This is a genomic window from Citricoccus sp. NPDC079358, from assembly GCF_040702545.1.
Classification (GTDB): domain Bacteria; phylum Actinomycetota; class Actinomycetes; order Actinomycetales; family Micrococcaceae; genus Citricoccus.
The window spans coordinates 12,717-27,799 of the sequence record NZ_JBFBLI010000022.1 but is presented as its reverse complement, the minus strand read 5'-3'; the positions used below and the strand labels follow the sequence as shown (position 1 = coordinate 27,799).

The window sequence follows — 15,083 nt, the reverse complement described above, 5'->3', positions numbered from 1 at the left end:
TGAGAGTTTCCTCGACGGATCACACGGTGGCCGCGCTTTACGTCGCGAGCGACGAACTGGCCACCGTGGGCTACACCACTTTAGGGGGCACTACTCCCTTCGGCTTACCGTCGCGTAGACGCAATGCGATGTGGGGGCCCCCGGCGTCCCAGAAAAGTCCTTCGGACTCTCCTGCCTTCGAGCTCTTGGTGAGATTTCTACTTTTGGGTCGATCTAGTTCTGCCATAGTCGGATCCTCGCGCATCATGCACGCGACTGCGAACACGGACACTCTGTGGCAGTAAAGAGCTAAACACCCACGATTTCTCGTAGCTGTACTGGAGCATCCGCAGCGTCCATATCCACGACGTGAGCTGTCTGCTCAATGGGCATCAATAGCCGGTCCCAGTTCTTCTCCGAAATACTAGAAAGTGGCAAGAGGGCGATGAAATGAGGCGCGCCCTGAACGCGGCTGACGGCATCGAGCCGTGCCTTTAGCGAAACGATGTCCTTCTCCTTGGGAGGCAGAGCCTCCAAGGTGCTGGTCTTCGCTGCCTTCAACTGAAACTTGAATGGAATGCCGACTTGCTCACCGCCCTCCCTCCATCGACCGGGAAGGAAGACGTCTTCCTCAGGGTGAATTTCGGCGCGCCTGAACAGGTCTCGAGCCGATTCAAGGGGCGAAGGAGCTGTTACTCGATGCGGTCGGGTGGCCACAAGCTCTGAAAAGAGCTGTTTAGCTTCTAGTTCCCAGTCAGACTCCTCTGCAAGGATCCTGCCGCCTGAAACGACGGAGAAGTTGGACGGTTTGCGTTGCTGCAGCGTGAGCGCTTCCTCCCACGCCCCTTGGAGTGCCTTGCGCTGAAAGTAGTCGACCCACGATTGATAGTTTTCGCGGCTGATGCCCCATCCGCGCATTTGTCTTGCATTTACTCTGCCCGACTGGTCCACGCCGCGGAAATGTAGATACCACTGAGTACCGTCTGTCAGAGCGAGACCTATGTTCCTCGGTTCATGCCTACGCAAGTCTGCGGTGTATTGAACGAGATACCACGTCGCCGGCATAGTCACTCCCCACTGTCGTCGAATGTCAAGAGGGTATGAGTCCATGCCCTTAGCTAGATGAGTACATCATCGCGCCACTTATGAGTCGATTCGACTAGGTAGAAGATCGATTCCGCTCGGAACTTTAGGAAGTCGGCATACTGTTTCATCGTCTTTTTGGACCCAAGCCCACGACGGTAGGCAGCGTCAGTCGCCACCTGCGCCCATTGAGCTCCGTGAGTCCATATGGCCTTGATCCAAGGTTGCATTGTTGCCCTGTCTGGAGGCGCGTCTTGATATACGCGGGACAGGTCGATTGTCGTCTGAAGAACCTGCAACCGGTTGGTTCCCTCAGGATTAACGGCACCGAATGCTTGCTCGTGGTCGATAGCCCACATGCCGATTTCAGCCGTCCAAATAAGGTTCTCGTCTGTACGGTCCCCGTTCAGGATCCAGACGTCGAAAGCAGCGATGCCGGCGTAGATATGCGACTCGTTCGTGGCGGCTTCCGCAACGTCTACAGGAGCAGATGGCTTGCCCTCCGTACCTACGATCGCAGAAACCCATCCCCGCTCATCATCGGGCAATGCTGCCAACTCCCCGAACGGCACGGGGATACCCATGGAATGGGCTAAACGCGACGCAAGATATTCGTTGAGCACGATCGGATGACCAGCTATGGGTCCCTGCTTGACAAACACGGGCGCGATACCTTGGTGGAGGTCTTGACTCCCTAGGTCGCTATAGACCAACTGGTCGACCTTGAGACCGGGTACTCCCAGATATCGGCGCATAGCTCCCCTGACCGCACCTGACAAGGCGGTCTTTCCACCCTGGCCCCGATCCTACAGCGCGGCTGTGCGTTGGGGATGCGTCTGGATTTGGACCGTCGGGTCGGCATTTATGCGGCGTCGGCAGTGTTTCGTCAAGTCGGGATCAGCCGTTTGAGGCTGTGTCGAAAGTCAGCCTCGTACGACCCCGATGGGTTGTCGTTTTGGGCCTAGTTCTGGAACGGAAAATCATGGCGAGTCGTCGTGTTCGGCCCCTCCCTTGGGGAGTGTCCCAGTTCCAAGGAACTGGGACGCCGCGCGAGAGGCGGAAACGGGCGATGAAGATTTCTATGCAAGCGGAGTCGCGGGGCTGACGTGTTGGCACAGAATCAGCTTAACTCGCTGTCCGCGCAAAGAATCATGTGGCCAGAGTGAGCGCTTGCCCGCAAGAACACTGAGGTCGCCGTGGACAGGAACGTCTTGGAGGTCGCCGGTAGGCTGATCCGACTCCCACCCCGCTCGAAAGGCCTCCGTGTCCCCTGAAACGTTGTTCATTGATCCGTTCGCCGAACCGACCCCTCTGGGCAGTCCGGCACCCCCGGAATCAGCTGCCCCCCAGGCCGTGTTTGCCGCGCCTCCGGCACCGGAAGGCTTTGATGACGAGCCGTGGACGGAACCGGGCACCCCGTACCGACCGACACCGTCCAGGGGGCAGCAACCCAACCGACAGTCCGCCGGGCAGCGCACCAACCGTGAGGGTCGCAACGGTGGACGGGGCCGCGACCGCGACCGGCGAGTCAACTAGTTCGAGAATGCTGTCCAGGCGGTAGCGCCCGCCAAGGTGGGTGCACCGAGGCCTTGCCTTGTTGGCTGCGGACAGCGGGTGGTCGCCCATCACCACTGCCCGGAGCAATGCGAAAGGGTCCGACCGGCCGAGTGGGAGGCTCAGCGGTAGGTGTCCGATCCCGGTGGCAGGATGGGTTCAGGAGGCAGCCATGGACTTTCCCGAGACCGACCCCGACGGGGCACCCCGGATCCGACCCGAGCGGATGATCCGCGGGGACGTCTACCGATACCTAGAGGTCTGCGACGACGGAACGGTGCACACCAGCAAGGACCTCACCGCGCACCGCAAGGACCAAGGAGACTGGTGGGACCGCCACCTGAACCCGATCACCGACCAGGTCAGTGGCCGGGTCGCCACCTACCTGGTGCGCCCGCGCCGACAGGACCCGCCGACCGCCCGGCTAGTGTTCGCCCTGGACGTGGCCGGCACCCGCTACACCGGGGACGGCAAGGGCTGGCTGCTGGCAGGGCTTGAGCCCGGACGGTACCGGGCCGTCGGGCAGACCCCGGTGCCGGGCCGTGCCGAGTATCCGGCGACGGAGGTCCTCGCCTGGGACGAAGCCTAGCCCGTCACCAAACCCAACTAGGACTAGCCCGGACAACACCCCCGTTGACAGCAATAGCCGCCTGCGGCCGTGCCAGGCTCATTCCGGAGACCAGGAACCCAGCCTCGACCTGCACTCCTTCCGGGCATGTTCGACCACGGAAAGGATGGAACTCCCATCCAACCCCCCGACCCGGTTGATCCGGATGTATCCGACCGTCTATCCAGCCACCTCAAAAGGCGGCCCTTACGAAAGTGTCGAAGGGCCGCTTTGGGGAACCAGTCTGACAACACCCTTCCGTCGCCACCACGGGGCGTCCAAGAGGGTATGCAGACTTGACACTCTCCGGCAACGGCGGCCGAGGTGGCTTGTCAGTCCGTCGAGGATGTTGCGGGTCCGAGCTCACGTCGGTGCCTTGGCTCAGCCAAACACCGCTGGCGCGGAGCGCCCGTCCACTTCGAGATGCGGGCACCCCTCCGGCCCCGGGCGAAGCAGCCCGGGGCCGGAGAAGCGCCGACGGCCGGTGGAGAACCGTCGGTACGCTGCGGATCAGTTGTAGAGCATGCCGCCGTCGACGAGCAGGGTCTGGCCGGTGACGTAGTCGGCGCGGTCACTGGCGAAGAAGGAGACGACGCCGGCGACGTCCTCCGGGGTCTCGATGCGTCCCAGGGCGATGGTGTCCACGTTCTCCTGGAGGTTCTGGCCGAGCGGCTTGCCGTTGATCTTGTGCAACTCGCGATCGATCAGCTCCCACATGCCGGTGCCGACGATGCCCGGGCCGTAGGCATTGACAGTGTGGCCCTTCGGGGCGAGCTCCTGCGCGGCGGTCTGGGTGATGCCGCGCACGGCGAACTTCGAAGCGGAATAGGCCGAGAGGATCGGAAAGCCCTTCACAGCGGCAATGGACGCGGCGTTGATGATCTTGCCCTTGACGCCGAGCTCATCGAACTTGCGGACGGCGGCCTGGATGCCGAAGAAGATCGAGTGCACGTTGATGGCGAAGATCTTCTCGAGCTCCTCCTGGGTGACCTCCAGGATCGGCTGGACCTGCGCGATGCCGGCGTTGTTGACCAGCACGTCCAGTCCGCCCAGCTGCTCGGCCGCGGTGTCCACGGCTTGGTCGAAGGAGTCCTTGCCGGAAACGTCGATCGGCACGAAGACGGCCTTGCGGCCTAGGGCCTCGACCTCCTGGACGACGTCTTGGCCCTTCTCCTGCTGCGGCTTCAGGTCGGCGATCGCGAGATCAAATCCGTCCTCGGCGAGCTTCAGCGCGATGCCCCGCCCGATGCCCTGTGCCGCGCCAGTGACAAGGGCGACCTTGGTCTTGTTCTCAGCCATGGTGAAGCCACCTTTCTCTTCAAAATTGAAGAATTGTGTGTACCTGGCACAACGAGGGACACGCCGGGGTTATTCCGGCGCCGGCTTTCTCCGACCAAACCGCACACGACAGGCGGCCCCATTGTCGGCTGATCACCAGGTCTCTTGACAGACAGTAGGGAGCATTGGAGGCTCGTGGCAATGGCTCGGTCAGGTCGAATGCCACCACTGACCTTCCCTTGGCTCCGCTCTCGCCAGACGCGCAGGCTGTGAACGTCGTCGACGCTGTCGACCAACTAAGAGAACAGTGGCATCTGCCCGTCGGGCCAGTCGGCTACCTGGTTAGGCACATGGAACGACATGGCATCGTTGTGAGCCGGCTACGGGTCGCCGACGAGGGCATCGACGCCTATAGCCAGAATGCTGGAACTCATCCAGTTGTCATTCTGGGGAGCAACAAGGGTGATGCGGCGCGCAGCCGTTTCGACGCAGCCCACGAACTGGGTCATTTGGTCTGTCATCCAGAAGCTGACCCGGGAAGCATCCAGGAGACACAGGCCCATGCCTTCGCGGCAGAGCTGCTGATGCCTGCTCGCCAGATGCGAGAGCTCCTACCGAAGCGATTCGACCTGGGAACGTACGCGAAGCTCAAACAGGAATGGGGGGTTTCCATTGCGGCTTTGCTCTATCGTGCACGCGCGCTGAACGTCATCAGTGGTGACGCCTACCGGCGCGCGGTCGTCACCATGAACTCAAAGTACGGGCGGCGCCATGAGCCATTCCCCCTAGACCGGCCAGACAATCCGGTCATGCTGTCCTCGGCCGTTGCACTGGCCAACCAGAATGGGGCATCGCTGGAGCAGCTAGCTACACAAGCGCGCCTGTCCCTCGACGACGTCGAGGCCATCGTCGGGGCAGAGGACCTCCGCCCCGAAGTCCACATATAGACCGATTCAAGCTCAGAACACCAAAGCGCATGGTGTCCACCGCGCTATCAACCCAGGAGAAGGATCTGATGACAAACAAGAAGGACATGCACACCGTCCCAACAGCGGACGGCTGGGCGAATCGTCGTGAGGGTGGCGCGAGGGCCTCAAGCACTCACGCCACCAAGGCAGAAGCTGAATCAGCCGGCCGGGCTGCGGCCAAGAAGGACGGCGTAGAGCACCTTATCCACAAGAAGGACGGCACCATCGGGCACCGAAACTCCTATGGCAACGATCCCCACCCACCGAAGGGCTGACGCGCGACGCTCCCCTGTCCAATCAGGTCCAGAGGCCTTCCTATACAGATGCGTCCAAAGCCCAAAGAGGGATCTGCTCTGACAGCGAGCCGACGTTAGTTGTGAGCATGTCCAGACGGGCATACCCGGTGTGACACTCTGGGCGGCCTGGACTGGGTAGTCGGGATTCCGGTGAACCGCAGGCATTGAGTGCTCCGCTGAGGGGTCTTCTGCCCCGACGTCGGTGGAGGGTGGCCCACAGGCTAATGTGGTCCGCCCGGCGATAACTCCCTGGTTTGAGGGAGTATCGCCGGGCGGAGGGCGGTTCCGGGTTGGGCCGGTCAGTCGGTGCGCACGGTGCGGGGGTCAACGTTGCGGGCGCCGAAGATCAGCAGTCCGGAGGCCAGGATGGGGATGACGCCCCACCATAATGTCGCGTTGATCCAGCTGGTGCCGGCGGCCAGGGTGGCGGTGATCAGTAGGCCGCCGATGATGGCGCCGACCTGGCCGGAGGCGTTGATGATCGAGCTGCCGGTGGCTCGGGTGTGGACGGGGAAGCTCTCGCCGGTGAAGAACAGCAGGGCCGAGAAGGGGCCGATCAGGAAGAACAGCCCGGCACTGTAGAGGGCGATGATGAGTGGGAAGTTCCCGTTCGGGGCTTGGAGCATGGTAAAGAACGACACGGCACAGAGGATCCAGCCGATGCCGATCGCGTTGCGGCGCCCGATCCGGTCACCGAACCATCCGTGGAACAGGTAGCCAGCGAAGGCAGTGGCGTTGGAGATGATCAGGACCAGCAGCGCGTTGTTGAACGCGATGTCCTTGCCGTCGGGTGCTGTCAGCAGTGAGGTGCCCAGGATCGAGAAGGCGAGCACTCCGAGCCAGTTCAGCAGGAAGGCTCCGCCGATCGTCAAGGTGGACCGCAGTGATTCGCCGCGGAAGACCGATACGAGTGGGCTGTCCTTCTCAGAGACGTCGATGCCGTACTTCGCACCGAGCTGCTGGGCCTCTTCCACGCGACCGTCTTTGATCATTTGGTCGATCTGGTGCCTGTGGGCGAACTGGGGGCTCTCCTTGAGCCATCGTCCGGCGATGATGATGAAGACGGCGGGGATGGCGGCCACGATGAAGCACAGTACCCAGCCGCCGATCGGGAATAGCAGGTAGACGGACCCGGCGGCGAGCACGGAGCCGACCGGCCAACCGGACTGGACCAGGGAGTAGATCAGGCCCCGCCGTTTGGCCTTGGCTGGGTCGCTGTTGTGGGCGAACATCTCGTTGAGGTAGGCGGCGTTGATGGCCTGCTCGGCGTAACCGAGGCCGGCGAGTGATCGCACCAGGACCAGGAACACGAGGCCCAGTCCGGCGGCGATGCCGACGACCCAGCCGACCATCGCGGTCAGTAGGGAGGCCACGGCGGCGCCGGCGACGGCGATCAGGATGCCCTTGCGGCGACCGATCTTGTCGACGATCGGCCCGATCGCGAAGGCGACCAGTGCGGTGCCGGCGGTGACCCAGGTGTTGACCTCGGTCGACTGGGCCCCGGTCCAGCCGAGGTCGGCGGCCAGTTCGGGCAACAGGTTGCCGAAGAGGACGAAATCATAGACGGCGAAGGTCCAGGCGAAGAAGCAGATCCAGGTGGCCACCCGGACGTCCTTAGGCTGTACATCCGATTCGACGAATGGGGCTGTTTGGGTAGTGGACATGACCGTTCCTTGGGGAGGAGGAGACAGCAGGAGGGGATAACAGGAGGGAACGAGAGGACCGCAACAGGGTTGAAGCCGGAGGGAGGGAGCACGAAGGGGACGGTCCGGGGCCGGGTCATGACTGATCGGTCCCGGACCGTCCCCTCAGTGGTGGTGCCTCAGGTCAAGAGACGGAGCTGAGGTCTGCGCTCTGCTGCTCACGCCTTTCGGCGGTGGCGGTCAGGTCGACCGTGAGCTGGCCCTCGACGTCCTTGAGGACCACGCCGTAGTCCCGGGTGGCGGCCTCGGCGGTGGTGAAGCCGTCCAGCACGTCTTCGAGGACCTTCAGCGGGTCGCGGGTGAGCGGATCGCCGAAGCCGCCGGCGCTGGGCACGGTGATCTGGAGGGAATCACCGGCCTTCAGCTGCCAGCCGGTGACCTTGGACGGCCAGGACTCCTCGCCGTCCCGTCCGGGGTTCTTCACCAGAGACGCGTTCAGGCCGTCATGTCCGCCTTCGGCTCCCCACGGGACGTCAGACTCATGGCGCTCACCTTCGCAGGTGACCGCAGTGTCGGTCAGGAAGGTGTTCTCCCGCACGATGCCGATGCCGCCGCGGAACTCACCGGCCGCCGCCGGCTCGTCGCGCAGCTCGTAGCGGTCAGTGCGCATCGGGAACCGCCACTCCAGTTCCTCGATCGGGTTGTTGCGGGTGTTGGCGATGAGGTTGTCCACGGAGTCCGGCCCGTCACTGGTGGATCGGGCACCGTAGGAACCCTCGTTGACCTCGAGGTAGACCCAGTACTCGCCCTGCTTCGCGTCCCACCCGGAGTAGGACATGAAGTGGATGTGGGCGGAGTTGCCGGCGGTGACGCGTTCGGGGATGACCGGGGCTAGGGCCCGCAGGGCCAGGTCCACGGCGCGCTGCACCTGTGAGAACCGGGAGAACGTCGCCGCCGGGTAGGTCGGGTTGAAGATAGTGCCCTCCGGGGCGATCACCTTCAGCGGCTTGAGCATGCCCTCGTTCTGCGGCACAAACACCGGGAAGGCGACCTCGTCCAGGAACATCATCCGGGTGATGAACGTGAACGCCGAGACCGTCGTGCCCTCGAACGCGCAGTTGTAGGCCGTGGGCACCTGTTCGGAGGAACCGGTGAGGTCATAGGTGATCTCGTCACCCTCCACGATGACCTTCACGACGATGGGCAGTTTCTTGCCGTAGTTGCGTCCGTCGTCGTCCAGATAGCCGACCTCGGTCTCGTACACGCCATCCGGAATCTTGGCGATCTCCTGACGCAGCATCCGCTCCGAGTAATCGATCCAGAACTGGCCGGCATCGCGGACCGCGCCGATGCTGTACCGCTCGACGAGGGCGAGGTAACGAGACTTGGCCAGCTCGCACGCGGCGATCATTGCCTGGAAGTCGCCCTCGTTGGAGGTGGGTGTCCGGGTGTTGTTGAGGATGTGCCGGATCAGGGACTCCTGACGGACACCCTTCTCGTAAACTTTCACCGCCCGGAAGATGGTGCCCTCGGACTGCACGTCCTGGATATCCACCATCAGTCCCGAGAACGCACCGCCGTTGTCGATGAGCTGCCCGGAGGCCCCGGCGAAGCCCACGAGCTCCCCGTCGTGGAAGATCGGTTCGATGATCGCCACGTCGGGGGAGTGGGTAGCTCCCAGGTAGGGGTCGTTGTGCAGGATGACGTCACCCTCATGGATGTCGTCGCCTAGGACCGAGATGACGCCCTTGACGATCTTGGGCATGGAGCCCATGAACATCGGCGTGGAATCGGATTCGGCTAGCACATTGCCGTCCTTGTCGAACAGGCCGGCTCCGAGGTCCTCGGACTCGCGGATAATCGAGGAGTAGGCCATCCGGAATAGTACCGAGGCCATCTCTTTGGCCGCGGAGTTCAGGGCTCCGCCGATGACGCGCATCAGGATCGGTGTGGCCAGCTTCTCGACCGTCTGAGTGACCGTCGGGCAAGCGATGACCAAGTTGCCGGCCTCGTCGACCGTCCCGGTGAAGCCCGGGGGGACGACGACGGTGGAGTCATACTGCTCAATGATCACCGGTCCCTCGAAGGTGGTCCCCACGCCCATTTCCTCCCGGTCGTAGAACCCAGTGTCCAGGGTGACCGGCTTGCCCTCTTGTTGGAAGGTCACCGGGCGGGTCTCCACCAGGGCGTCGGCCAGCGAGCCGGAGCGGGTGGGGGTCGGGGTCGGCAGATCGGCCATCACGGCGCGGGCTTCCACGCGGATGTTGATGACCTCCACGGATCCGTTCTTGAAGCGGTGGCCGTACTCCTCGAAGTGGGCGTCGTGGAAGGCTGCCTCGGCCTGGTCCAGCCAAGCGGTGTTTACCGGTCCCTCGGGGACGTCGAAGCGGATCTCGTAGCCCTGGCCCTCGTAGCGGGCATCGGCCAGCCAGTCGATCCTGCGCTGCTCGGCTGGGACGTCCTCCGCGTCTAGCTGGGCATTGGCCTCCCGCTCCAGCTGCTCGAAGGATGCCTGGATGGCCGAGGGGTCGGCCTCGGCGAACTTGAACCGGCTGGTGGCCACGAATTCGTACTGCTCATCGGTGGCCAGTAGCCCGATGCCTGCGATGATGCCGGGGTGAGCCGGCACCAGCACGTTCGGCACTTCGAGTTCTGCCGCGATCTCACAGGCGAACAGCGCACCGGCGCCGCCGGCGGCGACGAGGGTGAAGTCGCGCGGATCATAGCCGCGGCGCACCGAGTTCTGCTCGATGGCCTGGGTCATGCCGAACTTCTGGATCTGCAGAGCACCGAGGGCGGCTTCCTCCACGGACATGCCGAGGGTCTCGGCCAGTCCCTCCATGGCTGTGCGGGCCCCGTCGAGGTCCATGTCCAGGCCCGAGCCGGCCAGCATGCGGTCTGGGCGCATCCGACCCAGCAACACCTGGGCGTCGGTCGAGGTCGGTTCCGTGCCGCCGCGTCCGTAGCAGACCGGTCCCGGAACGGCACCCGCCGACTGCGGGCCGACGCGGAAGACGCCACCGGCGTCGACATAGGCGATGGATCCTCCGCCGGCGCCGATGGTGTCGATGTCAACCATGGGGACCATGGCCTGGTGGTCGCCGATCTTGGTGTCCAGCAGGTGGCGCATGCGAAGTTCGCCCTGGTAGGCGACGCCAATGTCGGCGGAGGTGCCACCGATGTCCAGGGTGACGACGTTCTCGAAGCCGGACTGCTTGCCGGCCCACATGCCGCCGATCAGGCCGCCGACCGGTCCGGACATCATCAGGGTGACGGGCCGCTTGGCGGCCTCACGGATCGGCACCATGCCCCCGGAAGACTGCATCAGCAGGATCTCCCGCTGGTACCCAAGGGCCGTGACCTCATCGTGCAGGCGGTGCAGGTACCGCGAGACCCGCGGGCCGACATAAGCATTCAGGGCGGTGGTGGAGAACCGCTCGTACTCCCGGTACAGGGGCACGATCTCACTGGATAGGGACAGGAACGCCTCGGGGAATTCCTCCTTGACGATCTCACCGATGCGTTGCTCGTGGGCAGAGTTCAGGTAGGAGTGCAGCAGGCACACGGCGATGGCCTGGACCCCGGCCGCCTTGAGTTCGCGGACCCGCTCACGGACCTCGTCCTCGTCCAAGGGAACCAAGACCTCACCGTGGGGGGCGGTGATGCGTTCCTTCACGGTGAGTCGGTGGCGGCGCTTGATCAGTGGCTTGGTCTGCCAGGGCATATCCTGCTGCAGGGAGAAGTTGTGGGGCTTCTTGTGCCGGGCGATGTGCAGGATATCGCGGAAGCCCTCGGTGGTGATCATCCCGACCTCAGCACCGGTGTGCGTCAGAGCGGTGTTCGTGGCCACGGTGGTGCCATGCACCACCTGGTCGATCTCCGACAGGGACACCCCGGCCTTCTCACAGAGCATCTTGATGCCGTCGACGACCGCCACGGACGGGTCGTGGGGAGTGGAGGGAACCTTCTCCACAACGGCGATACGCTGTGCGTCGTCCGAGAAATACAGGTCGGTGAAGGTACCGCCGACGTCTACTCCGATGCGCTTCATGATGGGTCCTTTCAAGAGGGGATGCCCAGGCTGTTGAGGAAAGAGGAAAAACCTGAGGGTGACAGGGGCCAGGTAACGGCCACGGACGGGAAGCAGGGTCTACGGGGCCGGGACCTCCTCCGGCAGCTCGTGTGATGTAGATCACTCGCGGTTGCTTAGGTAGAAATGTAGTTCCCAGCGGAGCAACACGCAATGCCCAATCGGCCTCCACTCGATATTTTTGGCGGGGGTGGCCATGGCGGAAAACTGGGATGGACCGAGGAGACTCACGAACTGGCTCGCGAAGCCGGCGTCGACCTCACCGAGCAATTCACGCCCCTGGCCGCCGTAATGCGATCGCCATCGGCTGGTCCTCTCGGGCCTGTCGCTCCTCGGGATGACCCCGGTGCCACAGCTCAACTTCGCGACGATCATCGCGCTCTACAGCCCCGGACTCATCGCCCTCATCGGTCTCTCTGCGGCCTGGGGTTCGCCCTCGGTTCATGACCAGCAGCGCCGCTGCGGCCGCGAGCCGGCCCCTCCCGGACTGCCGGAGTGACGCACTCGCCGCTGCTCGACCCTACCGAGCAGCTGGTCGAGGGAAAACTGACTCCATGCACCTCTGGTGCTGGCCCAAGCCGTGCGCTACTGTACTTAGCACAGCAACCTCGTTGCTTGAATAGCAACTTATTAGCCCGGAGAGTGGAGAGAGCCATGACCGTCACGACCAACAGCGACATCGAAGCCCGTCTTGCAGCAGTGCTGGAGGAAGCGTTCGAGGCCGGCACGAGCATCTACAACGACCGCGGCTTCAAGCGCCGGATCGGCTACGGCAACCGCCCCGCCGTCATCCACATCGACCTCGCCAACGCCTGGACCCGCCCGGGCCACCCGTTCAGCTGCCCGGGGATGGAGGAGATCATCCCGAATGTCCAGCGGATCAACGAGGCCGCGCGAGCCAAGGGAGTCCCGGTCTTCTACACCACGAACGTCTACCGCAACCGCGACGCCACCTCTGGCACCAACGACATGGGCCTGTGGTACTCGAAGATCCCCACCGAGACCCTTCCGGCGGATTCCTACTGGGCTCAGATCGATGACCGCATCGCGCCCGCAGACGGCGAGGTCGTGATCGAGAAGAACCGCGCCTCGGCATTCCCGGGGACGAACCTGGAGCTCTTCCTGACCTCCAACCGCATCGACACCCTGATCGTGACCGGTGCGACCGCGGCCGGGTGCGTGCGCCACACCGTAGAGGACGCGATCGCGAAGGGCTTCCGTCCGATCATCCCCAGGGAGACCATCGGCGACCGCGTCCCGGGCGTCGTGCAGTGGAACCTCTACGACATCGACAACAAGTTCGGTGACGTGGAGCCCACGGACTCGGTGGTGGAGTACCTGAACAAGCTCCCGCAGTTCAAGGACACGGTCCCGAAGACCCTCTCGGACCCCCAGCCCGAGATCCAGGCCCCCGCCGATCCGGCCTGATCCGCACCGTACCGGCGGAGTCCAGCGGCCCGGCATTCTCACGCCAACCCGACGACAGTCCGGCACCCCCTCAACGAGTGCCGGACTGTCGCACATCCGTGAGGACATAGGACATAGAAGTCCCGAACCTCCGTGCAAGGCGCACTGCCCGCCCCGAACACCGCGTGGAGCCATCGCCTAACATGAACACGAACGCGTGGCCGAGGCATGGTGCTCTCGCCCGAAAAGGAGGGATCATGCCCGGTGCCCAGCCCAACGGGGACAAACAGGGCGCGGCCGCGTCCCTACTGAACGGGCTGGCCGTGCTCGAGGCCTTCTCCGTGGCCTCGCGTCCATTGCTGGGCGTCACCGAGATCTCCGAGCTCGTCGGCCTGCACAAGAGCACCGTCTCGCGGATGCTCACCGGTCTCGCTGAGTCTGGTTACGTGCAGCGCGACGACACGGCCGGCCGGTACCGGCTCGGCCTAGGCATGATCGGCTTGGCCGGCCCGTTGCTCGCCGATCTCAACGTGCGCCGGGCGGCGCTGCCCTATCTGGAAGAGCTGACCGAGGCCACCAGTGAGACCGCCGCGATCGCGGTCTGGAACGGCACCAGCGCGATCGTCGTGGAACAGACGGCCAGTCCCCATCAAGTCAAGCACAGCGCCTCGATCGGCACGCGGTACAACAAGTACGCCAGCTCCTCCGTCCGCGTGTTCCTGGCCGAGCTGCCGCCCGAGGAGGTCGGCCGCCTGCTCTCAGCGGGGATCATCCAGCGGGACAGCTACCGCGGCCTCGACGGCCTCGCCCATGAAAACCTTCGCGTCGTCCGAGAACAGGGATTCGCCATCAACGACGGCGACACCACCTTCGAGGAATACGGCATCTCGGCACCGGTGCGGGACTACCGCGGCAAGGTCGTGGGCTGCATCACGGCCAGCGCGCCACGCTCCCGGGTGCAGTTCAGGGCCAGCCAGCCGGTCCTCCGGGATGCCGTACTGCAGGCCGCCGAACAGGTCTCTGCGCGCCTGGGCAGCCGGCCGTCCGTCGAGGACTGAGCCCCTCCCGGGACAGCAACGCGCCTGGACTGCAGCCCAGCTTCGCGGTCGTACCGGGTTATCTGCCGGGCCCCAGGCGGATGGTCTTCGGACCCCCTCTCCAGGCCGGATGTCCTTGTCCGTCGCCACGTGCACGACCACCTCAAGTCGATGATGTAGCGTCGGCGGATTAGCCGGCGCGGTCGGGGTGGAAGCCCCGCAAGAGCGGTGTCCGCACTGTTTGCAGCGGTGTCCGCGCTGCTAGCGCTGTTTCAAACGGATTGGGCGGGTAACCCGGCGTGAAGGAATACGCGCGGAGAAGCAACTTCACAAGCGCAAAGTGTTGGCCTTACGTATTCGGGACCGGCTTATTCCACTGGCTATCCGGCTGCGGGGCAGGTCAGAAGCTTCCGGATCCGGCCGAGTCGTTCGCATAATGTGCGAGAACTTCGCAGCGGACGCGAATTCTGGTCAGAACGTCACGCAAGCGCAAGCCGGGACGGGGTCTGATGCCCACTCATCCAAGGGCCGACCGCCATGGGCAGCAGAGAGCATCCTCGGAAACCGGCTGCACGGTCTCCATCACGGGGGAGTCGTCCCAACCGGCGGATTCGCACTTCTCGTCAACATGTCATGCTCTACCTGACATAATCAGGCTTACAGGCTGGAAACTCACGGAAGTTGCAGTAGCTGCAGGAACTCCCGTCTTCGCGGGTGTGAGCGTCGCCGCTGGTCAGGCTAGGCCTCGACGTGGCGTCCTGGGACCACCGCTCGATGAGCTCCGCTCCGAACACGCTGATGGCCGTGGAGTTCATGCATCTAATGCAGGATTCCACGGCTGCGCGGCGCGATGGGCAGCACCGTTTCGAAGCGCGTTCCCAAGCTTCCTCCCGGTCCGCCTAGAAAAGATGAGCGGATAAGCAAAGCCATGCTCAATGGCTGACTGACGCGGATCTCGACCCGGGGCCGATGACGGAGACGGTGGAGAACGACTCGCGCCGGGGGTTGACCAGTAGCAAGTCCCAGACCGCCGCCGTCACCGACTGATCCTGTTATTCCCGGCTCATGAACTGCCGTTCCTGCCAGTTTGCCCCGGGAGGTGGCCGTTAGAAGCACCTGTCCTCGCACGCCATGTCGTCGA

General features: G+C 63.9%; 11 protein-coding genes. 6 read left to right on the top strand and 5 right to left on the bottom strand.

Annotated features, from left to right (window positions below; all coding sequences use genetic code 11):
* Positions 1-288: 288 nt before the first annotated feature.
* Both AB0333_RS16475 and AB0333_RS16470 read right to left on the bottom strand, forming a co-directional pair.
* A complete protein-coding gene (locus AB0333_RS16475; RefSeq protein ID WP_366219772.1) occupies positions 289-930 on the bottom strand; it encodes a hypothetical protein in 642 nt (213 codons plus the stop codon).
* A 167-nt stretch (positions 931-1,097) separates the two neighbouring features.
* A complete protein-coding gene (locus AB0333_RS16470) occupies positions 1,098-1,724 on the bottom strand; it encodes a HipA family kinase (RefSeq protein ID WP_366219771.1) in 627 nt (208 codons plus the stop codon).
* Positions 1,725-2,788: 1,064 nt separating this feature from the next.
* On the opposite strand from AB0333_RS16470, the gene AB0333_RS16465 reads away from it, so the two are divergent.
* Positions 2,789-3,205, top strand: a complete 417-nt coding sequence (locus AB0333_RS16465; protein ID WP_366219770.1) for a hypothetical protein — start codon at positions 2,789-2,791, stop codon at positions 3,203-3,205.
* 528 nt (positions 3,206-3,733) lie between these two features.
* Here the strand turns inward: AB0333_RS16465 and AB0333_RS16460 are convergent.
* Positions 3,734-4,522, bottom strand: coding sequence for an acetoin reductase (locus AB0333_RS16460; protein ID WP_366219769.1), 789 nt, complete (start codon positions 4,520-4,522; stop codon positions 3,734-3,736).
* Between the two features lie 248 nt (positions 4,523-4,770).
* Here AB0333_RS16460 and AB0333_RS16455 point away from each other — a divergent pair, with 248 nt between their 5' ends.
* Both AB0333_RS16455 and AB0333_RS16450 read left to right on the top strand, forming a co-directional pair.
* A complete protein-coding gene (locus tag AB0333_RS16455; protein ID WP_366219768.1) occupies positions 4,771-5,448 on the top strand; it encodes an ImmA/IrrE family metallo-endopeptidase in 678 nt (225 codons plus the stop codon).
* Between the two features lie 68 nt (positions 5,449-5,516).
* Positions 5,517-5,744, top strand: coding sequence for a DUF2188 domain-containing protein (locus AB0333_RS16450; RefSeq protein WP_366219767.1), 228 nt, complete (start codon positions 5,517-5,519; stop codon positions 5,742-5,744).
* A gap of 320 nt (positions 5,745-6,064) precedes the next feature.
* Here AB0333_RS16450 and AB0333_RS16445 read toward each other — a convergent pair whose 3' ends face one another.
* Both AB0333_RS16445 and AB0333_RS16440 read right to left on the bottom strand, forming a co-directional pair.
* Positions 6,065-7,429, bottom strand: a complete 1,365-nt coding sequence (locus tag AB0333_RS16445; protein ID WP_366219766.1) for an MFS transporter — start codon at positions 7,427-7,429, stop codon at positions 6,065-6,067.
* A 163-nt stretch (positions 7,430-7,592) separates the two neighbouring features.
* A complete protein-coding gene (locus tag AB0333_RS16440) occupies positions 7,593-11,459 on the bottom strand; it encodes a hydantoinase B/oxoprolinase family protein (RefSeq protein WP_366219765.1) in 3,867 nt (1,288 codons plus the stop codon).
* Between the two features lie 385 nt (positions 11,460-11,844).
* Between AB0333_RS16440 and AB0333_RS16435 the strand changes: the two genes are divergently transcribed.
* The 3 genes from AB0333_RS16435 (at position 11,845) to AB0333_RS16425 (ending at position 13,963) form a co-directional block, all read left to right on the top strand.
* The gene (locus tag AB0333_RS16435) at positions 11,845-11,997 is read left to right on the top strand and encodes a hypothetical protein (protein WP_366219764.1); all 153 of its coding nucleotides are present in this window, start codon (positions 11,845-11,847) and stop codon (positions 11,995-11,997) included.
* 155 nt (positions 11,998-12,152) lie between these two features.
* Positions 12,153-12,926 carry an N-carbamoylsarcosine amidohydrolase gene (locus AB0333_RS16430; RefSeq protein WP_366219763.1) on the top strand — a complete coding sequence of 258 codons (774 nt, stop codon included), beginning with the start codon at positions 12,153-12,155 and terminating at the stop codon, positions 12,924-12,926.
* A 236-nt stretch (positions 12,927-13,162) separates the two neighbouring features.
* Positions 13,163-13,963, top strand: coding sequence for an IclR family transcriptional regulator (locus AB0333_RS16425; protein ID WP_366219762.1), 801 nt, complete (start codon positions 13,163-13,165; stop codon positions 13,961-13,963).
* Positions 13,964-15,083 lie beyond the last annotated feature (1,120 nt).

What these genes read in the sequence shown, in the direction of transcription:
- AB0333_RS16465 (WP_366219770.1), top strand. Translation starts at nt 2,789, where the DNA reads ATGGACTTTCCCGAGACCGACCCCGACGGGGCACCCCGGATCCGACCC.
- AB0333_RS16460 (WP_366219769.1), bottom strand. Translation starts at nt 4,522, where the DNA reads ATGGCTGAGAACAAGACCAAGGTCGCCCTTGTCACTGGCGCGGCACAG.
- AB0333_RS16445 (WP_366219766.1), bottom strand. Translation starts at nt 7,429, where the DNA reads ATGTCCACTACCCAAACAGCCCCATTCGTCGAATCGGATGTACAGCCT.
- AB0333_RS16440 (WP_366219765.1), bottom strand. Translation starts at nt 11,459, where the DNA reads ATGAAGCGCATCGGAGTAGACGTCGGCGGTACCTTCACCGACCTGTAT.
- AB0333_RS16425 (WP_366219762.1), top strand. Translation starts at nt 13,163, where the DNA reads ATGCCCGGTGCCCAGCCCAACGGGGACAAACAGGGCGCGGCCGCGTCC.
- AB0333_RS16450 (WP_366219767.1), top strand. Translation starts at nt 5,517, where the DNA reads ATGACAAACAAGAAGGACATGCACACCGTCCCAACAGCGGACGGCTGG.
- AB0333_RS16430 (WP_366219763.1), top strand. Translation starts at nt 12,153, where the DNA reads ATGACCGTCACGACCAACAGCGACATCGAAGCCCGTCTTGCAGCAGTG.